Below are 21,227 nucleotides of genomic sequence, written 5' to 3'. Positions count from 1 at the left end.
GGGTAGGATTACAGTGGGTTCTCCATAGGAAATGGTTATTTTCAAACTCCTTGTTTGTTCCCGAAAAGAGAGATATGTAATCGGTCGCAGTAACGCCAGCCATTCCGGATGCAATGTTCCAATGTTTGGGGGATGGTTAGTCGTAGTTTTTCGGGGGTGGCACCCATGGGCATAAGCAGTATATCTTCTTTTTTCCAGTCTTTTAGCCGGGCAAGCAATTGTTTGATTTCCGTGATGTCGGACTCGTTGGAGTAAACGAATTTAAGTTGGAAGTCTTTCCCGTGTTTTCGGGCGTGAGTGATAAAAGATTGTATCGCTTCCGGGTTTAGGCGTATCGTGTTATGTCGTTCGGCGTGAGGGGGAGGAGGGACAGAGCCGGATAATTTGGGCGACATGCTAAAGAAATCGAGTTCACGGGCACAGGCTTCGTCAAAAATCGTGGCGTTCGTTTCCACGGTAATATGGAATGGAGTCACGGACTTTAGTTGACGGCATAACTCTCCGACAGCTTCCGCTTGCAGGAATGGTTCGCCGCCCGTGATTACGATATGGTCGATGTTTCCCCGGTTATGACCAATGACGCGTACGGCTTCTTCTATCGCTAAAGTGAATCCGTTCTCGACACGATACGCCGCGTAAGCCGTGTCACATTCACACGTGCCACCTGCGGGCGTGCGCCACGTGCAATGAAGATTGCAACCTGCCAAGCGTACGAAAAGAGAGGGTATGCCGTTTAATTTCCCCTCGCCTTGAATGGTGCCGGGTACAAGTAATCCCGAAGCAGGCAATTCTTTCAATAATTCACCTGCTTTATCTCTCGTGACGGGGAATATTCCGTCTTTGGCTAGATGCAGGTTCATTTTATCAATTGTTTCCACCATGCATCATTTTTCCACTCTTCCCGAATAGCCTCGGAGAAGCGTATGTCGTGAATGTCAAAATCGACTAATTTCATGTCCTTGCGGAATGCTTCGGCGTATCCGGTTGCCGTTTCATGTACCCGAACGGAAGAGAGTTGCACGTTGCCCTCGCCATTCTCGTGTGCCGTGTTCTGGAGAATCTTGTCTATCAAATAGAATAAAAGCAAAGCGTACCCTTCGGCTGACGGCGAAACGGGAATTTCCGCTACCCGGCGGTTGTATTTGTACACGAATGATTTCAGTTCTTCGGATTCTTCCCGCCACAGTGAATAGGTATGGTCGAAACTGTCCACGAGTTCTTTTACCTTGTCGAGCAGCACGAAGTCCATTACCATGTAGCCTCTGTCCAGCTTATCGGACGTGATAAATACTTCCACGATATACGAATGCCCATGAATATTCTCCCGACACCGATGTGATGAACAGTTCCGAACAATGTGCGCTCCCTCGAATTTGAATAACTTTCTGATAAGCATGTAATGATTTTAGATTTAATGATTTTAGATTTTAGATTGAACTCCTCCGCCCTTCGGGCACCTCCTCTTATTTTCAATTTTTCATTTTCAATTTTCAATTGTAAGCGGGTCTTTTATCCCTGCTTCCTCGAATGCTTTGGCACGGAGAAGGCAACTGTCACATTTGCCGCATGGTTTTTCACCGCCCCGGTAGCAAGTCCATGTAAGACCGTAGTCTACTCCAAGACGGGTGCCCCAGCGAACCTCATCGGCTTTGGTTATGTGCATGAAAGGCGCATGGAGGGTGATTTTTTGTTTTTTCTCTGCCCCGAGAACTGTTCCCAGATTGATGGTTTGTTCCATGGAACGGATGAATTCTTCCCGACAATCCACGTACCCTGAGTAATCCACCTCGCTGACGCCGATAAAGATATCGGCAATATCCAAGGCATCAGCGTAAGATGCCGCCACGGAAAGAAATACCATGTTACGTGCCGGGACGTAGGTATTGGGAATGGTTGTACGGTTGATATTCCCGTCGCCGATATCCATTTTCTCGTCCGTGAGGGAACAACCGTCCCACTGGTTCAGCATTAATTGCACGAATTTATGTTCTTTTACCCCTGCCGCTTTCGCCACGGCTTTGGAGGCTTCAATCTCCTTGTCATGTTTTTGCCCGTACTCGAAAGTAATGGCATACAATTCATCAAATCCCTGCTCTTTCGCAACATATAAAGCCGTCGACGAATCCAGTCCCCCGGATAATAAAACAAGCGCTTTCTTCATGATTTTCTTCTCTTGTCAATTTACACGACAAAGGTAAATATATTTCAGACATTGAACAATTCGGACGGGTCGGAAGAGAGAAATTCTTCAAAAGAAATTCCATCCGTTCCCCCGATAAAGGTTGGGTTTGGGTGATAAGTTTTTTTATTTAAGTAAGGCTAATAAATTATTTAGAGATAGCGAATAAAATTTGGAAAAATATGTTTTGTTAGGAAAGAGGTTTGTTTCTTCTTCTATTTAGTAAATATTTAGTAAATTTGTAATAATGCATTTTAGGCAAGAGGCGGCTCGTTGGTAGTAATTTAATACGGAAGGTTATGAAAAAATTCAATGAAATGACAGAAGAAGAAATGTTTGAACGAATGCTTGAGATTTTTGAGGCATCTGTTCGTGCGACACATGATTTTTATACAGAAGAAGATATCGAACGTCATTTGTCGATGGTTAGAAATTCATTATCATGTCCTTGTCATTATTTTTGCATAGATAAGGAGAATGGGAATATCGTTGGGTTCGTGTCTTTAATTGGTAGGTATATTGATATGTTGTATGTACATCCGGATTATTTTAGCATGGGGTATGGAAGAGAATTGTTGGATATCGCTTTGAATGAATTTCGGGCGGACACATTGTGTGTTCTTGAGCAAAATACACGTGCGTTGGAAATGTATAAGAGAAGAGGGTTTGTGGTTGAAAGGAGAATGGAAGCGGGTGAAGAAGACGAGCCTTGCCCGGTTTTATATATGCGAATGGAGAATCCTGCGCTAAAGATGGTGGAAATTGACCCGAGTAGGGACCAATATGATGAGTTTTTGAGGTGCGGGAATTATTCGTTGGAAAAGAGGTGGCATTATTTGCAGGATTGCGAGATGTTTGGACTTGAACTTGATGGGGTGCCTATAGGGGTTGTTGTCGTGAATCAAGAGTGCCGGATAATGAATTTTGCTATATTGGAGGAGTATCGAAAGAAATGTTTTGATGTTTGGGTAATAACTTTTTTATTAGAACGTTATTGTAAACGTTTTCATTGGTTAAGAATAGCAGTGAGCGGGGAGCAAGTTCCTTATTTTAAATGTTTGGGTTTTAGGCGAGAGAAAACTGTAAAAGATTATTACCGGCATCTATATCTTCGTTCAAGAAGGATACACAGAAAACGATACGATCCGTGGGATTTAGTATTTATGCGATTGAAAATCGGGAAGTAGTTCTTTTTTATTTGCATTGTTAATAAAAAGGTATAATTTTGTGAAGGACATTATAGGAATGGGCATAACGGGTGTATGGTTATAACTCGTAAATGTTATATACATGCAGAATAGAAGAGAACGATTCTTGCAACAGATAAATACCAAGGAGGCGGAGGCTTTCAAGGAATTGTTCCGTGTATTTTATAGTACACTGGTAGAGTTTTCTATGAATTACGTGGGACAACAAGATGTGGCGGAAGATATCGTGCAGGAGGTATTTGTTTCCGTGTGGGAAAAAGACACGCGATATCCAACCTATAATGCTTTTCGGAGTTTTCTTTATAATTCGGTGCGAAACGCAAGTTTGAATCACTTGAAGCATAAAAGCGTGGAGGAAAAGTATCTGGCTTCTTTGGGCGGGGAAGTGGACGAGGATGATGCGGACTTGAAGATTATGGAAGAGGAGTTGTACCGCTTGTTGTTCGACACGATAGACGAGTTGCCGGAGAAATGCAGGAATATATTTTTGTTGCACTTGGAGGGTAAAGGGAACGAGGAGATTGCGCTTCTTTTGAAATTATCCGTATTGACCGTGAAAACCCAGAAAAAGCGGGCGATGCAGTTTATTCGGGAACGTTTGGGGACCGCGTATTTTTTGTTACTTTCTTTGGGGATGATTTGAATTTTTCGGTATTAATTTTCCAAGGTTTTTGCTAATATTGTGATTTGATAATTAGGCAAATAAGGTGTTTTTTGTTATTTGTTAAGGGCGTTCCTGTAAAAAAAATCATTTTTTTTGTACCTCTTTTTAAGTGCCTTGTTGTTTTAAGTGTAGAAAAGAATAAAAGGAATGGATGATTGTAAATTTAGAATGGTTGAACTGATGCATCTTTATTTGTCCGGGGTAATAACGGACGAGGAGATGCGGGAGTTACAGGAGTGGTTGGATGCCGCACCTGAAAACAAGCGAATGTTTGATAAAGTTCGTGCCGGAAAAGATATTGTATACAGGTATAAAATGCATAAGAAGGTGGATCATAAAGCCGCATACGGGCGTTTCGAGAAACGGGTAGGTATAAAGAGAAGAATATTTCGCTTGTGCCTGAAGTATGCCGCTATATTACTTCTTCCGCTAGGCGTGATCTTTGTTATGTTGAGAACGAATCGGCAGGAAACTCCCGAGGTCGTGACCGTGGCAGATATATTACCGGGAGAAGCAAAGGCCATGTTGATTCTGGCTGACGGGAAATCAGTATTGTTACAACATGATACGGCACGTGATATTACGGTCGGTGATGGAGTGAACGTGACAAATTCCGGTAACGGTATCGTGTATTCCGGCAGGGGAAAAGGGATGGGGAATTTGCAATATAACACGCTTCGGACTCCCCGGGGAGGCGAGTATAAAATTACATTGTCGGACGGTTCGACTGTACAGTTGAATTCCGCGACTCAACTGAAATTCCCTGTAACGTTTGATTCGGAGAAGAGAGAGGTGTATTTGTCGGGGGAGGCGTTTTTTGAAGTGGCGAAGGATTCGGAATGTCCTTTCTACGTGATCGCGGACGGAGTCCGGATTCGGGTATACGGTACTTCGTTTAACGTGAATACGCATGACAAGGAGCGCGTGCGAACGGTTCTCGTGGAGGGTGCGATCGGGTTGAAGGCGGAGAATGGCGGGCAGGAATACCGGATGAAGCCTTCGCAGTTGGGCGAGTTTCGTCGGACAGATGCATCTATTGACGTGAGGACGGTAGATATAGAGCCTTATATCGCGTGGAAAAACGGTTTCTTCGTGTTCGAGAACCTGAGTATGGAGCAGATCATGAATACGCTTTCCTTGTGGTACGATGTTGATGTTATTTACGCGAATGAGCAATTGAAGAAATTGCATTTTACAGGTCACGTGAAACGGTACGAGAAGATAGATAATATTTTGAAAGCTATCGAGAGCGCGATTGGAGTCACGTTCTCGGTACAGGACAGAACAATTAGTATTTCTAAATAAAAAACACCGGCAGGTGTTGGAGCACTTGCCGGTACGTGTTTAATAACCCTGATAAGTCGATGTTGGAGCATCTCTTATCAATAAAGTAAAATTTATAATGCTCAAAGTTATGAAAAAAAAATCAATTATGTCCTTTTTTTCACGAGATGGGGGACAAAAAACTGGATTGATTATGAGATTGACAGTATTATTGATGTGCGTGTTTTCGTTTACCCTCGTTGCGAACACGAATGCACAACAGGAGAGGGTGGATTTGAATTTGAAGGATGTGTCGATCCGGACGGTGTGCGGAGAGATACAAAAACAGACTAATTTGTCTTTCGTGTATAACGTGGAGTTGACCCGGAATTTAGGGCATTTCACGGTGAAAGCCAGACAGGAAACGGTGGAGAGTGTGTTGAACAGGATATTGGCTGATACCGGTTTGACTTACAAATTCGAGGGAGATATTATCGTGATACACGAGGCCGTTCCAGAACCCGCTCAACAGGAAAAGAAGGAGATCACGATCGAGGGGGTGGTCGTAGACGGCAGGGATTCTCTTCCGGTTATCGGGGCGACAGTAGTTGTAAAGGGAACGAGCTTGGGAGTCGCTACCGACATGGACGGAAAGTTTAAATTGACGGTTCCCCAAGCGCAGAACGTGGAACTAGAGTTCTCTTTCGTGGGAATGAAGAAGCAAATCGTGAAAGTGAACGGGATGTCTAATCCTGCGCCTTTGAAGATTGTGATGGAAGAAGAGGCTGTCGGCATGAACGAAGTGGTTGTTGTCGGGTATGGAGTTACGGCTTCTAAGGATTTGACAGGACAAGTGGCTTCTTTGAACGAGGAACAATTGAGTAAGAAAAATGCGACGAATGTTGAAACGATGTTGCAGAATGCGGCAGCCGGAGTAGTTGTTTCCTTGGCATCTTCTAATCCGAATGAAAAAATTCGGGTAAGGGTACGCGGAGAGGCTTCTTTGACGGGGGAGAATGAACCGTTGTACGTGGTAGATGGTATACCCGTAACTTCCGACGTGATGAGTGCTATTTCTCCGCAGGATATTCAATCGATGGATGTGTTGAAAGATGCTTCTGCCGCTGCTATTTACGGTTCACGGGGGGCTAACGGAGTGGTTATCGTGACAACCAAACGAGGTAAAAGCGGTAAGCCGGATTTGAATGTGAGTTATGCTTTTAGTGTAGATTCGAGGATCAATAATTTTTCCACGTTAAACGGGGATGAATTTCGTGAATTCGTGCGCTATATTGCCGAGCAAACGTTAAAAGTGGATGCTTCCAACACGACTGCAAAGAATATACTTGCCGAGGGAAGTACTGTATTGAAAGATGGAAACACGGATTGGTACAAAGAATTGAAACGTCCTTCTCATCGTCATGATTTGAATTTATCCGTTCGAGGCGGGGGAGAACGTTCAAATTACTATATTTCTTTAGGGGTATTGGATTATCAAGGGATGGTCGAGCACGATGATTTTACCCGTTACACGGGACGTATCAATCTGGATTATGATATTACCGATTTCTTGAAATTCGGAACGTCTACCACGTTAGGATACACGGATGTGAGTTCTCCGGGTACTTCGTTGTACACGGCTGTCGGATTCCGTCCCGATTTTCCGATATATAACGAGGACGGGTCTTATTATAAAGAAGGAACTTCTTATAACCCGGTGGCATCGAATAATGCCAAAAGTTATAAGGATAATTATAGTATCTTATCCGCTTCTTTCTTGGAGTTAAGTATATGGAGGGGCTTGAAATTGAAGACTTCCTTGTCTATAAACCAGAATATGTCTTATTCGGAAAGTTACACGCCGACCTATTTGACCGCAGATGAGAAAGGTGCCGGTTCGGAATCGACGAGTCGTTCGTTTACCACGGTATTTGATAACACATTATCTTGGAACGGGCGTATTAATGATGCTCATGCTTTGGATGCCGTGGTCGGTATTTCATTTGAACGTACTAAAACACGTAGTTTCGGGGTGAGAGCTAAAAATTACCCGATGGATGAGATTTTGACGGGTATCACGAATGCCAGTGAGATTGTAAGTAAAAGTGGAGGTGGTACCGTGTATGGATTACAGTCTTCTTTTGCCCGTATCAATTATCGTTTGCTGGATAAGTATTTGTTCACGTTTACTGCACGTTATGACGGTTCTTCTTCCTTCGGAACGAATAATCGTTACGGGTTCTTCCCGTCGGGAGCTATCGCGTGGCGTATCAGTGACGAGAGTTTTATGAGGGGACTGAAGTTCTTGGATGATTTGAAAATTAAATTTAGTGTCGGTAAAACGGGCGTCCAGAATTTTGACCGGGGAAGTTACGCGAATAAAGATTTGTATTCTACCGGAGATTATTTGAATAATCCTTCTATATATCATAGCCAGTTGGGAAATCATGATATTAAATGGGAAACCACGATGCAATATGATTTGGGTATTGATTTCTCTATCTTGCGCTCTCTTGTGAGCGGTAGTATCGCATATTATCGCAAGAATACGGATGATTTGATTTGGACTTACACTCCGCCTTCAAGTTTGGCCGTGGATCCGATACCGACAAACGTGGGTTCCGTGCGGAATCAGGGTATCGAGATATCTCTTCGTGCTAATTTATTGCGAGGGAAAAAAGATTGGAGTTTGGAATTAGGTTTGAATGCCTCTCATAATCGGAATAGGGTATTAGAATTGGTTGAGCAGGGAGGAAGTGATAATGGAATGGGTATAACCGTACAAGGTTCCGGAAACCAAGTATTGGCAGAAGGACACGCGATGGGGTCATTCTTCGGTTATCAATATGATGGGATTATCCAGAATCAAGCTACTATAGATAGGTTGAACGCGAAAGCTACAGAGGCTAAAGGTAGCACGGCTTACTATAATGGATCCGGTTTACGTCCGGGGCATTTGTTACTTCGGGATGTGGATGGAAACGGTTATATTGATAATAAAGATCGTATGATTATAGGTTCTCCGGAGGCAGATTTGATTGGGGGTATAACTTCGACTCTGGCTTACAAGCGACTGAGTTTATACATGCATTTCGGTTTCCAAATAGGGGGAGAGAAGTTGTATAATAAGACGTTACAGAATTTGCCGAATCAATTGACCGGATTGGTTGATTACAATTTGCATAATCGTTGGAGCGATGAGAATCGGAATGCAAAATTGCCGGCCATGTATATAGGTGATGCTGTTGCACCCAATACGTCTTTATCGTTGTTTAGCACTTCCAATCTCCGTTTGCAAGAACTTCGTTTATCTTACGATATTCCGAAGTTATGGGGAGGTAAATATTTAAATTCAGGAGAGCTTTATTTCACGGCAAGTAATCTTTTCGTGATCACGAAATACCCGGGACAAGACCCTAGTACGATAGGTTCGGCAAGTTCGAATTATGGTGCGAACTACGAGAATTGGAATTATCCGTCTTCACGTACATTCTCTTTTGGTGTTAAACTTAATTTCTAAAAATTGTGAGTATGAAAAAAATACTGATTGTATTTTCGATTATAATAGGTTTTACCAATTGTCAATTGGTAGACGTGTTGGAACAAGATCCGATGTACGAGTTGGATCTGGAGAACGCGATAACCTCGCCGAAAATGGCAGAATTAGCTTTAAACGGCGCGTATTCCTATTTGCCGTCCACTAGCACGAATTATTTGTTTGCCGCGTTAAGTGGTAGTTTTATGTCCGGGGCTATGTTACGGCAAGATTTTGTTACCTCGGGGAATGCTATCTATTATTCCGAGAGATATTTGAATACTTTGTCTTATAGTTCTTTCGGGGATGGAGAGTGGAGTGATGATTATAATATAATCAAGAATGTCAATTATTTGTTGACATCATTGGAGGGGATTAATGATAGTGAATTTGAAAAGGGAAGAAAAGAGGAGATTGTCGGAGAGTGTCATTTTCTCGTGGCTCTGGCTTATTTCAGGTTATTGCGTCAATTTGGCGAATATTGGGATGAAAGCAGTAATTACGGGGTACTTGTTCGGGATGAAATACCATCGGTTGCCAATGCTGTGAAGGCACGTACCACGGTAGCTAAAAGTTACGAGGAAATTTTTAATCATTTGGAAATAGCTTTGGCTCAAGCTCCCGCATACACGACTTCCACTCGGGCATCCGTACAGGCGGCAAAAGCGCTGAAAGCGGTTGTGCTGTTTTACCAAGGGAAATATAGTGAAGCGGCCGTTGCTGCCGATGAAGCTATCACGTCGGTGAATCCTTTAGACCCAAGTTATTCTAATGTGTTCACGAATACGGAAACGTCGAAAGAAGTTATTTTCTGCCGGGCATTTAGCACGGATGAGGCATCCGATGTATCTTATCTTATGGAGAAGGCTTCCGGGGCTTCCGGGTTGTGGGGACCGACCGAAAGTTATATGAATTTGATTGAAGGGGATCCTCGGAAAACATTGGTTACTGAAAATAAAAATGTTACTTATAACGGAGCGACCTACAATGTAAATACGGTAAAAAAGATTTATCGTCCGAATGATGGTGTGCCGGTAATATTCTTGCGTACAGCTGAATTGTACTTGATTAAGGCAGAGGCATTGGCTCGTAGTAATAGTTCTATTGCTGATGCTTGGGCTCCGATCAAAGAATTACGCGGGCGTGTGGGAAGTACGAATTTAACAGAGCCGGCAACTCGTGACGAGTTAATGGATGAAATATTCAAAGAGTGGTGGATCGAAATGGCTTTCGAGAATTGGCATGAATGGTTTGCCGTGCAACGTTTTGATCGTTTGTTGGAAATGAATCAAAGTTTGGCTGAGCAGTTGGAAGATGAACAAGAGAAAGACGAGGAAAATAATACAGCTAGTTTCGTGGAGGCTTTCATGCAAAAGTTGGAAACCAGAAAGATTTATAATATCCCTACCGGAGAGATTAATGCAAATTCTATTTGTGAACAAAATCCCGGATATTAAAAATAAAGATTATGAAACATATCGTGTATATAGTACTTCTTTTATTAAGTATGAATGTCTCTGCCCAAACGGAACCGAACTATGGTATTCAGTTTTATCATGGAACATGGAAAGAGGGAATAGAGAAAGCTAAAGCGGAGAACAAATTGATATTCGTGGATTTCTACACTCAATGGTGTGGTCCTTGTTTAAATATGGCGGAGAGTGTGTTCACTCTCCCCTTTATCGGGGATTTTTATAACACGAAGTTCGTGAACATGAAGATTGATGCCGAGAACGGGGAGGGAGTGGAACTTGCCAAACGCTATGGCGTTAATTCTTACCCGACTTACGTGTTTGTTGATCCGGCAAGCGAGGAGGTGGTACACCGGAGTAAATCCCGTCAGTCTGCCGAGCAATTTCTTGCCACGGGAAAAAGTGCTTTGGTACCGGAATTGCGTTCCGGTTATTTGACGGAGGAATTTGCTAAAGGACGTGATGACCGGGAATTTCTAAAGAATTATATCAATTACAATGCTTCTGTCTATGAACGGGAGAACGTGCAGAAAGCATTTGATATGCTGATGAAGAAGGGGGCGAAGTTGACGGAACCGGACGTTTGGAAGATATTTAAAGCCAATATCACGGGGGTGAATAATCCTTATTTTCAAGAAGTTGTACAGGGGTATGACAAGTTCGTGAGCGTGTTGGGAAAGGATATAGTAGACAACAAGTTGTACATGGAAACCCGGAATGCTTCTTTGGAGGAATTAAATCGGTTGCCGGAATTTAAGGGTAAAGATTTGAACAAGTATCTGGTACAAATCAATGCTTTGGTAAGAAATAAAGAGTATGATAAGGCTGATGTGTTGATTCGGCGTGCTATGGCGGATACCTCTATTAACCAGCAGGATTTTATCGAACAGTTCCGGTTTACCGTGCGCGGCAGTTATTGGGACCCGGAAACCCCGGTGGAGTGGTTGAGCAGGTGTGCCTCTTATTTGCAGTATATCGCTTATAATAGCGACAACCGACAGGATCCGTACATCCATCAAGAGTACGCGGCATTGCTGGAACGTCTGATTCGTAAGACCCCGGGAGCTGAAAAGGTTTTTCCCGCGTCTATTATGGATAAACCGGAAGTCGGAGCCAAAGAATACAGCATGCGTCCGAAGAATCTGGCACAGAAACCGACACGGAAGAAAAAATGATATTTTAGTGTGTGATTGTTTTAATTGTGTGTAAGAAGCGGAATCCTGTCATGGTTCCGCTTCTTTATTTTGAAAGAATATAGATAACTTTGTCGAACAATAGACGTGTAAATTAGATTAGTAACATTATATTTGCATGGTTATTAATGTTGATGCTCGTGGATTATTCAGATGATAAAGAATTATTAGAAGTATTGAAATGTGGCAAGATATCAGCTTTCGAGTATATCTATACCACATACTATGATTCTTTGTTGAATTATGCCGACCGTTTATTAAATGATTTGGAAACCGCCCGGGATGTTGTCCAACAAATGTATTATAAAATATGGGAAGGGCGTGAAGTACTGAATATTTCTCTTTCTGTAAAAGCATATCTTTTTAAATCGGTTTATCACGCATGTTTGAATACTCTGGCTCATAAAAAGAATATTCAGAAGTATGAGCGGGAACAATTGGAAGACCTTTATTTTTCTAATGTTATTCAATCGCCGGAGGCTGAAATGGAATTGTGGCAGGCTGATGTAGCCAAAGCGTTGGACGAGGCAATAGCTTTGTTGCCGGAAAAGTGTAGAGAGGTATTTGTTTTAAGTAAGATAGAGGGGTTGAAAAATAGGGAGATTGCTGAAAAATTGAATATTTCCGAGAAAACGGTAGAACGGCATATGACGATAGCTTTGAGTAAGTTGCGTGAGGAATTGGATTGGTTGCTGCAAATTATTTTATTTTTTTCGGTTTCTCATTGGGGGTAAAACATGTTTTGTCTGTCTTTAGTGTATAAAAGGCAGGAAAGATGGAAACAGAAACTTTCAATATAGATGAATTACTGATTCGTGTTTTGTCGCATCAAGCAGAACAAGAGGAAATTGTATATTTTTCAGAATGGATGAAGGATGAGCGGAATCGACTTTATTTCGAGAAGTTTAGAAAAGTGTGGAATCTTTCCTCGGGAAGACATGCAGACCGGGAAATGGTTGAGGCGGGACTGGAAGACTATCGACGGTTTATGCATCGGTCTTTAAGTCCGAAACATAGCATGAAGCGTGTATGGAGAATGATCTCGGCTGTAGCCGTGGTGATGATTGGTGTTTTTGCTTTGCTGCATTTGTATGAACCGGAAAAACCAATTGTCCCCGAGGGGAAGGAAATTATTTATAGTAAAGGAATATTGTTGACTCTTTCCGATGGCAGGAAAGTAAATGTTCTTTCCGATTCTTTGGCTTTGTCCGACGGAATGAAAGATGATATCAAGATAAGTAAGATCAACAACCGGGAGATTGCTTATGAACTGAATGATTCATTGGCGGAGGCTGGGGATTTTGAATTGGCATACAATGAAATTATTGTCCCCGCGGGAGAGCGTTTCTCTCTTCGATTGTCGGACGGGACAAAGGTTTGGATAAACTCGGAGAGTTCGTTGCGTTACCCGATACGTTTCGGTAAAGAGAGACGGGAAGTGGAGGTACGGGGAAACGTTTATTTTGAAGTGACACGGGATACAGCTTGTCCATTTGTTGTTGCGGGGAGGGAGTTGGTGACTGAAGTACTGGGTACTTCTTTTGAAGTGAACCTGTACGGGGATCGGGATGAGGCCAGTGCTACTTTGGTGGAAGGAAAAGTGAGGGTTCAAGCGGGGAAACATGCTGTCGTTATGAAGCCCGATGAGCAAATCGTGTTCAACATGAAGAGCGGGGACGTGGAAGTAAAAAAGGTGGATGCTGCTAATATGGTAAGATGGAAAGATGGAGTACTCGTGATAGATAACGAGCGGTTTGATGATGTTGTCTGGAAACTGGAGCGTTGGTATGGTGTGACTATTATTAACGAGACAGGAAAATCATTCTCCCAGCTTTTTAGCGGAGAATTTGACAGGGAGGATGTTCGGGCGGCTATTGAAACGATATGTGTGAATCTGGGTATTCAATACAGAATGAATGAAGACAGTATTATTTTACAAAAATAAAAAAGGAGTTCCGAGCCGTGCGACCAACACTTGGGATACTCCTTTTAAATTAAGCTTTATATAATCATTTAAAACTTACATGACAAATCTATGGAAAAAAAACAACATTTTTTGTCGTTGTCAGTATTATTTCTCAAAAGAGTAGTTTTACTGACGTTGATATGGGGTGGTATTTGTTGCAGTCCGGTTCGGGGTGCTGATGTCGGACAACCCCGAAAGGTGACTTTGAAATTGAAAGGGGTGTCACTTTCCGTGCTGTTTAACGAGATTAAAAAACAGACTTCTTACAAATTCTTCTATAATGATACACAAGAGAAGAATATCGGGAAGGTTACCGTTTCCGTGACGGACGAAACCGTTGAAAACGTGTTGAAACGGGTATTTGAAAATTCTGCCTACACGTTTCAAGTCGTGGGTGAACAGATTGTGATCACGGATAAAAAAATGGAAGATACAAGGCAGAAAAATGTCCGTATCACGGGGCTGATTACGGATCAACACAAGATTCCGTTGCCCGGTGTGACCGTGGTCGTGAAAGGATTGACGATCGGAACTGCCACTGACGTAAACGGTAGATATGCATTGACATTACCTGCGATGGAGAATATGGCTTTGATCTTTTCCTTTATCGGAATGGAAACGGCGGAAGTGAAATGTACCGGACAGGATACGATTAACGTGGTGATGAAGGAAGAACAGTCCGAGCTGTCCGAAGTTGTTGTTACCGGATACCAGACTATTGATCGCCGAAAAAACACGAGTGCCATTCAGTCTATCGAGATGGACAAAATCAAGGTTCCCGGGGTACAAACTATAGATCAGTTGCTTGAATCACACGTGCCGGGGATGATCTTTATGCAGAATTCGGGACAAGTGGGGGCAGCACCGAAATTACGTATCCGGGGTACTTCCACGATACTTGGCAACCAAGAACCCGTGTGGGTGTTGGATGGTATCGTGTTACGTGATCCCGTGAACGTGAGTCCGACTTTGATTAATAATCTGGATTTCGTGAATTTGGTTGGAAACGCTATTTCCGGCATTAACCCTGAAGATATTGAACGTATTGATATTTTGAAGGATGCTTCCGCCACGGCATTATACGGGGCAAAGGCGGCAAATGGGGTAATTAATATTACCACGAAGAAAGGGAAGACGGGACCGCCTTCCGTGACGTACAGTTTGAATGGCAAGTTCACGGCAAGACCCCGTTATTCGGACAAGAATATTTATTTGATGAACTCGAAAGAACGTATTGCGTATTCCCGAGAGATTGTCGAGAAGGGGTTGTCGTACCCGACTATCAATAATTGGGTCGGGTATGAAGGGGCTCTTGATAAGTATAATAATGGAATCTATACTTATCAACAGTTCACGGATGAAGTATCAAGATTGGAAACCGTGAATACCGATTGGTTCGATCTAATCACGGAAGATGTGTTTTCTAACAGCCACACGTTGAGTTTGTCGGGTGGTAGCACGAATATCCGTTATTATGCTTCCTTGGGATATTCTAACGAGAAAGGGGTGATCAAAGGTGAAAAGAATGATCGTTATTCCACGAGTATGAACATCAACGGGAGTTTCAATAAATTCTCGTTCTCGTTCGGGATGCTGGCTAATAAAGGGGTGCGGGAATACGTGAATAGTGAGGTGAATATTCTGGATTACGCTTATAATACTTCGAGGGCTATTCCGGCATTTAACGAAGACGGGAGTCTTTATTTTTATGACGTGAAAGGTTCTTCTAATGCCAGTTCTAATAGTCAGTTGGCATTTAATGCTTTGCATGAGATGGAAAATTACCGGGACGAGTATAATAGTTCCGGGATTACCTTGAATATGAATTTGAATTATCGTTTCAATGATTGGCTGAAAACCCAATTCATATTTTCATACAGTATTAATAACACGATGCAGGAAACGTTTATCGGTGAAAATTCTTTCTACGCGTCAAATCTTCGGGGTGTGAATTACGGGGTGGAGTTGACGCCGGATCAGAAATCGATTAGTTTATTACCCGTGGGGGGAGAGTATCGTGAGGATGTTACCCGGAATGATAATTATACTACCCGTCTGCAATTTGATTTCACAAGGTTCTTGGATAGCGGGCAAAAACATTTGATCAATGCCGCCGTGGGTTTCGAGTTGGCGTCTTCAAAATATGACGGAAAACATCAAGTACATCGGGGATATCTGCCCGAGCGGGGAAAGATGATTGCGACATTGGCTCCCGACGTGTACCCTTCTTTTACCAAATGGCAAATGGAAGAGGAGGATGCAAGAGGGGTGATATCGGATAATATCCAGAACGAGATGTCTGCTTATTTGACGTTGACCTACACGTTGAATAACGCTTATTCATTTAATTTTAACACCCGTGCGGATGCTTCCAACAAGTTTGGGGATCGCAGTAACGAAAAGATATTGCCGGTATGGTCGGTTTCCGCGAGTTGGGATATGAAGGCAAATATATTACGGGATGTTAATTGGGTTAACGGGTTATCCGTGAGAGGTTCTTTCGGGTATCAAGGAAATATGTTGAGTAATCAGACTCCGGAACTCATTATCAAGAAAGGGAATATGAACGATTATTTCGGGGAGTACGAGTCGAATATACAACATTATCCGAATCCTGATTTGCGGTGGGAGAAGACGGGAGCCTTCAATGGTTCCGTGGACTTTGCCTTGTTCAATAATCGTATCCGGGGTACGTTCTCGTATTTCTACAAGAAGACTAAAGATGCTTTCCTGAGTAAGACGGTAGCGGATATCAATGGCGTGGAAACCTACGTGATTAATTCCGGGACAGTGGAAAACAAGGGTTTCGAGATGAGTTTCAATTTTACTCCTTTTAAAGCGGGTGGTGAAATCGGTGGTTTCCGTTGGGATATTGATCCGCAAATAGGGCAAGTGTTGAATACCTTGTTGACGAAAGCGGTTAATAATGATAACTTCGAGAAAGATCAGGATGAGATATTTTACACGAATTATCTGGATGGGTCGGCGTTGATTGAAGGGGAGCCTCTGAATACCTTCTTTTCATATAAATTTCAAGGGATTTCGCCCGAGGACGGACGCCCGATGTTTTATGACGTGGAGGAAGAGCTTAAAGATGAATATTTGAAGATGGAACGGGAGGATGTGTTTCGCCGGGTGATGAAGGTGTCCGGTACGCGGGTGCCGGTTTTGCAGGGTGGTGTGTCGAATACCTTCTCGTATAAACGGATGTCATTGAGTTTTAATTTCTCGTACTCGTTCGGTTCTAAAATTCGGTTGATGCAGTTGTACGGGACGAATAAAAACGGAACGACGGTTGCTCCTCTGCCGGAAAGAAACGTGCGTCGGGAGTTCGTGAAACGCTGGCAACGTCCGGGTGACGAGCGGCACACGAGTATCCCGGGATTATTACCGAATGCCGAGTATAGCAGGACTTTGCAGCCGTGGTGGAAGTCCGGGAACAATAACTCGATTAACTTTGCCGATAATATCTGGCAGATGTATGATAATTCCGATATCCGGACTGTGAGCGGGAATTATTTGAAGTTGCAGTCTTTTGTGTTTAATTATACTTTGCCGGAGGAGTTCTGCAAGAAGTTGTTGTTGAAGTCGGCATATGTCGGGGTTTCGGGAAGTAATTTGTTTACCATTTGCAGTTCGAAACTGAAAGGGCAAGATCCTTCACAATCGGGGACAACCGATAAATTGAATTTGTCGATTCGCCCCTCGTATTCCGTTAATTTAGGTATCACGTTTTAATTAATTGAGGCTATGAAAAGTTATATAAGTTATTTAATCCCGATTCTTTTCTTTTTAAGCTCGTGTAATGATTTCTTGGAAGAGTATTCACAGGATATGACATACGCGAAGACGGCGGCGGATTTGGACGAGATATTGATAGGGGACGGGTATATGAAGGTGCCAAGTAGGCAGGTTATTGTTTCCTTGGGGGGTGATGACGGTTATTATTTCCCTTGGATTCACGTGATGGATGATGATATAAAGCAGTTTGGTCCGGGAGGGAATGCTGATGCTTCGCAGTTTATTGATTTTGCAAATTTTTACACGTGGTCGGAATATCCTTATATGCGGGAAGGCGAGGAGGTGAGCGATACGGATTGGAAACGCTTGTATAAGCACATCAGTTCTGTGAATGTGATACTGTCTAAAACGGAGGAGATAAATGATCGGCCGGAAGCCATAGAGCGGATTAAAGGCGAGTGTTATTTCTTGCGCGGGGTGTACTATTTTTATCTTGCTAATATCTATGCCAAGCCTTACGTGAAGGCTTCTGCCGCGATAGATTTAGGTGTGCCGATTAAGACTACCGAATACGTGGAGGATATTTATTTCAAGCGGAATACATTGGAAGAAACCTATACCCGCATCACGGAGGATTTGACGTTGGCTGCCCGTTTATTGAAAGGCAAAGAGCATAAAACGATTTATCGGGCAGGCTTTTATGCCGTGCATGCTTTTTTGAGCAGGGTGCATTTGTACATGGAAGATTACGAGAAAGCACTCGCGTCTGCCGATACCGTGTTGCAGGGAGGATACGCTTTGTTGGACTACAACGAGCGGTTGGCGTTGGTGGTACCGGACAAGTGGGGAACAATTAACGGTGCCAGTATCACGTTTAAAGATTCGCCTGAAACAATCTTTTCGCAAGGGGGGAATTGTTTTGCAGATTGTGATATGACGAGCATGAGTAATTTTGATGTGTCGGATGCTTTGGTTGAAATGTTCCGTCAAGAACCGGGTAATGATTTGCGTATTGATTCTTGGTTGGGGATTTACAAAGATGCTTGGGGAAATCCCGTGTATCTTGTAAAGAAATTAGTAGATAGTCAGGATGGACTGGTTTCTTCTGAGTGTCTGTTGCGTTTGTCCGAGGTTTTGTTGAATAAAGCGGAAGCTTTGGCTATGCTTTCCCGTGAGGATGAGGCGCAGAATATAATTGAAGAGTTGAGAAGTAAACGTATGAAACAAGGTACTCACGTCGCTTTGGACAAGCGGACGGGCGAGAAGTTGATGGAATTAATCCGTGACGAACGCCGTCGGGAACTTTGCTTCGAGGGACACCGTTGGTTTGATTTGCGTCGTTATGCTGTTCATTCCAAGTATCCTTATTCCAAACCGATTATTCATGATCAGTATTTTTATAATAATACGACTTGGATGCGCGAGTATTTGGGCAGTTACCAGTTGAACGAGTACGCTTCGGAGCCCGCTTACGTGATTCCGATCCCGCGGTCGGTGATCGAATTCAACAAGGGGAACATGGTGGATAATGCCGCTCGTCCTCAAAGAGAAATGTTTAAACGCTTTTAATTTTAATTCCAATGAAATATCATATATTACTTCTGGTGATGGTGTTCTTTGCTACGGGATGTAGTGAAGAGGATGATTTGCAACCCTCGTACTCGGACGTGGAGTGGTTTGTGCTGCAAGATAATCTTGATGATGCGGTGCAACATGCCGCTTACGGGGTGTATTCCACTTGGGGGATACCGGTCTTCTGTAATGATACGATCGGAAGTCAGGAACGGGGTTTGGATCACAATGGAAACCCGATCGTGTATTATAAAGTGTTGGATTTGAATTATAATCTAAATAACCCGACTAACGCATTTAGTATTAACGCCAAACATATTTCGTTGATACGGGATGAAGCGGACAAGTTGGCGGGAATAAAGTTCGTGGATGAGGTGCTGTTGCCTAATGTTCCCGAGATATTTTATATTCAGTCGATTTTTTTGTTGGACTCGATATATGAACAGCAATACGTGGGAGGGGCGAAGAGCATGAAAGCGGTGCATCAAGCCATGGAGACGTTGGCTGTAGCCGATATTCCTGTCATCGCGAATATGTCGCAAGCGGAGAAAATAGAGCGGGCGAATGAGATTATCACCTATTTGGCTATTAAGTATCTGGCAAAGAATCCTTCGTCCGAGATTGAGACCTTTAAAAAGGTGAGTTATGATCCAGCGACACAAAGAAGTTATTACGGGATGAATGTGCGTACTCCTAATTATCCGGGAGAGTCGTGTCTTGCACCTGCCCGTTGGGAAGTGTACGGTTTCTTGGATTATTCCCGGGACAATTATCCGTATGTGACCGATCCCGATATAACGAAATGGCGTTACAGGATTGTAAAAGAAGATGAGGATATCGAAGACTATATCATGGCGGTTGTTTCGTATAGTAAGGCGGAGTTCGAGGGAATGTATGCCGAGTACCCGATGGTGTTGGAGAAATTCCTGATTATGCGTGGCGTGATGGAATCAATAGGCTTTGAATTAAAGTGATTTGTAATGGAGAAATGCATGAAACCGATTCTTTTGGGAATTGTCGGAGTATTGTGTGCGTCGATTTCTGTTGCACAGGATGCGAAGGTCGTTTTTAAGTCGCATCCTGTATTTCAACGTTATCCGGCAGAATTGATTAAAGAAACCCGATATAACATGGTTCGTTCCGAACGGGTAGCTCCGGGAGATTCTATTACTTTTTTATTGCGGGTGACCGATCCGGAAGGGGAATATTACAGATTGTACGATTGGGGAGCATTGAATGTGTTCGTGAAACCGGGTAGCACCATCGTCATTGATTACAATGACCGAGAGCGGACGAAGACGAAATTCTCGGGTGATTTGGCCGCGGAAAATGCGTGGCTAAACCAATCTTGGTTTTTGAGTTATCAAATGCTGTACCCGAAGTTGCTTACACCTCAAACTACTTACAAGGAGTATGAACGACGGGTGTTTTCCAATGCCGATTCGTTAAAGCGAGTTGTAAAAAGTATTTTCCTCTCGAAAAAGTTCGTGGAGGACTGTCAATGCCGGATTGATTTTATGGTTATCAGCACCTTGTTGAATTACTATCAGTTCTCGGCTCAAAGTATGCAACGGGAATTATCCGCCGCAGATTTTGAATCTTGGAACAGGGATTTCAAACTTACTTTTTCAAAAGTCTTTTTGAAAAAGTCTCGTCATATATGTAAGCGTTACAAAGAACAGGAGGTATTGCAATATTGGCAAACGAGTCAGGCGTTAATGAATGTTGTTCATAATATCGAACCCGGTTTTGCCGGACAAATCGGTTATTCACTATTCGAGGAAGAATACGCTTTGATGCAGGTACTGAATGATGTGACTCGTCTATATAGTCTTGAGCTTTTGGATTTCCCGGAGAAAGTAAAAGATTCTGTTATTTTGGATATTGTAAATGAACATATTAAAGACAAACGTGATCTTTTGACAGGGGTGGAAGCGATGGATTTTGAGTTTAAAGACATGGACGGCAACATGCGTAAGTTGTCGGATTACAAGGGAATGCCCATTTTTATAGACGTGTGGGCAACATGGTGTAATCCTTGTAAAGCCTTGGCTCCCGTGTTTCACGGGTTGGCTCGGGAATACAAAGAAAAGAATATTAAATTCATTTCAGTATCTATTGACAAGAAGGCCGCTCCTTGGATGAATTATTTAAACGGACATCCGCGAGCGGAAAATGTTCTGGAATTGCATTCCGGCAATAAAAAGTTTCAGGAAGCGTACAAGATTAGCGGTATTCCGCGTTTCATATTGATTGATAAGAATTTTAAAATACGTATGGCTTTTGCTTACAGACCGGGAATGAAAGCATTGAATTCTTTGCTCGATCTGGTTTGCGTGGAGTAATTTTTAAGATTGCAGAATTGCGTCCATCAACAAGATTAATGTTGATGGACGTTTTATTATAAATCGGGTAATAAGCAGTACCTAATATT

At 42.9% G+C, this 21,227-nt stretch carries 15 protein-coding genes; 12 read left to right on the top strand and 3 right to left on the bottom strand.

Features of this window, described 5'->3' with window-relative positions:
- Window positions 1-41: 41 nt before the first annotated feature.
- The 3 genes from Q5866_RS09165 to queC all read right to left on the bottom strand — a co-directional run bounded on the left by Q5866_RS09165 (window position 42) and on the right by queC (window position 2,161).
- Window positions 42-881, bottom strand: a complete 840-nt coding sequence (locus tag Q5866_RS09165; RefSeq protein WP_303179902.1) for a 7-carboxy-7-deazaguanine synthase QueE — start codon at window positions 879-881, stop codon at window positions 42-44.
- Window positions 857-1,396, bottom strand: coding sequence for a 6-carboxytetrahydropterin synthase (locus Q5866_RS09160; protein WP_303179901.1), 540 nt, complete (start codon window positions 1,394-1,396; stop codon window positions 857-859). Before Q5866_RS09160 ends, Q5866_RS09165 begins: the two co-directional genes overlap by 25 nt.
- Window positions 1,397-1,483: 87 nt before the next feature.
- A complete protein-coding gene (gene queC / locus Q5866_RS09155) occupies window positions 1,484-2,161 on the bottom strand; it encodes a 7-cyano-7-deazaguanine synthase QueC (protein WP_303179900.1) in 678 nt (225 codons plus the stop codon).
- A 317-nt stretch (window positions 2,162-2,478) separates the two neighbouring features.
- Between queC and Q5866_RS09150 the strand changes: the two genes are divergently transcribed.
- The 12 genes from Q5866_RS09150 to Q5866_RS09095 all read left to right on the top strand — a co-directional run bounded on the left by Q5866_RS09150 (window position 2,479) and on the right by Q5866_RS09095 (window position 21,138).
- Window positions 2,479-3,366, top strand: a complete 888-nt coding sequence (locus tag Q5866_RS09150) for a GNAT family N-acetyltransferase (RefSeq protein WP_303179899.1) — start codon at window positions 2,479-2,481, stop codon at window positions 3,364-3,366.
- A 103-nt stretch (window positions 3,367-3,469) separates the two neighbouring features.
- A complete protein-coding gene (locus Q5866_RS09145) occupies window positions 3,470-4,030 on the top strand; it encodes an RNA polymerase sigma-70 factor (protein ID WP_303179898.1) in 561 nt (186 codons plus the stop codon).
- A gap of 168 nt (window positions 4,031-4,198) precedes the next feature.
- Entirely contained in the window at window positions 4,199-5,356 is a 1,158-nt protein-coding gene (locus Q5866_RS09140; RefSeq protein WP_303179897.1) for a FecR domain-containing protein, read from the top strand.
- 172 nt (window positions 5,357-5,528) lie between these two features.
- Window positions 5,529-8,834 (top strand): TonB-dependent receptor, encoded by a 3,306-nt coding sequence (locus tag Q5866_RS09135; RefSeq protein ID WP_303179896.1) that lies wholly within the window; start codon window positions 5,529-5,531, stop codon window positions 8,832-8,834.
- A gap of 11 nt (window positions 8,835-8,845) precedes the next feature.
- The gene (locus Q5866_RS09130; RefSeq protein ID WP_303179895.1) at window positions 8,846-10,306 is read left to right on the top strand and encodes a RagB/SusD family nutrient uptake outer membrane protein; all 1,461 of its coding nucleotides are present in this window, start codon (window positions 8,846-8,848) and stop codon (window positions 10,304-10,306) included.
- A gap of 11 nt (window positions 10,307-10,317) precedes the next feature.
- Window positions 10,318-11,496, top strand: a complete 1,179-nt coding sequence (locus Q5866_RS09125) for a thioredoxin fold domain-containing protein (RefSeq protein ID WP_292270300.1) — start codon at window positions 10,318-10,320, stop codon at window positions 11,494-11,496.
- A 152-nt stretch (window positions 11,497-11,648) separates the two neighbouring features.
- Complete coding sequence (locus Q5866_RS09120) at window positions 11,649-12,248, top strand: RNA polymerase sigma-70 factor (protein ID WP_303179894.1); 600 nt, start codon at window positions 11,649-11,651, stop codon at window positions 12,246-12,248.
- A 41-nt stretch (window positions 12,249-12,289) separates the two neighbouring features.
- Window positions 12,290-13,459 carry a FecR family protein gene (locus Q5866_RS09115; protein WP_303179893.1) on the top strand — a complete coding sequence of 390 codons (1,170 nt, stop codon included), beginning with the start codon at window positions 12,290-12,292 and terminating at the stop codon, window positions 13,457-13,459.
- A 90-nt stretch (window positions 13,460-13,549) separates the two neighbouring features.
- Window positions 13,550-17,218, top strand: a complete 3,669-nt coding sequence (locus Q5866_RS09110; RefSeq protein ID WP_303179892.1) for a SusC/RagA family TonB-linked outer membrane protein — start codon at window positions 13,550-13,552, stop codon at window positions 17,216-17,218.
- Window positions 17,219-17,230: 12 nt separating this feature from the next.
- The gene (locus Q5866_RS09105; RefSeq protein WP_186975580.1) at window positions 17,231-18,790 is read left to right on the top strand and encodes a RagB/SusD family nutrient uptake outer membrane protein; all 1,560 of its coding nucleotides are present in this window, start codon (window positions 17,231-17,233) and stop codon (window positions 18,788-18,790) included.
- Window positions 18,791-18,801: 11 nt separating this feature from the next.
- Window positions 18,802-19,767, top strand: coding sequence for a hypothetical protein (locus tag Q5866_RS09100; protein WP_303179891.1), 966 nt, complete (start codon window positions 18,802-18,804; stop codon window positions 19,765-19,767).
- 6 nt (window positions 19,768-19,773) lie between these two features.
- Complete coding sequence (locus Q5866_RS09095) at window positions 19,774-21,138, top strand: TlpA disulfide reductase family protein (protein WP_303179890.1); 1,365 nt, start codon at window positions 19,774-19,776, stop codon at window positions 21,136-21,138.
- Window positions 21,139-21,227: the final 89 nt, after the last annotated feature.

The organism is uncultured Butyricimonas sp. (assembly GCF_959596855.1).
Lineage (GTDB): Bacteria > Bacteroidota > Bacteroidia > Bacteroidales > Marinifilaceae > Butyricimonas > Butyricimonas muris.
Note: the sequence above shows the minus strand (reverse complement) of the source record. Positions and strands in the feature narration are given on the sequence as shown.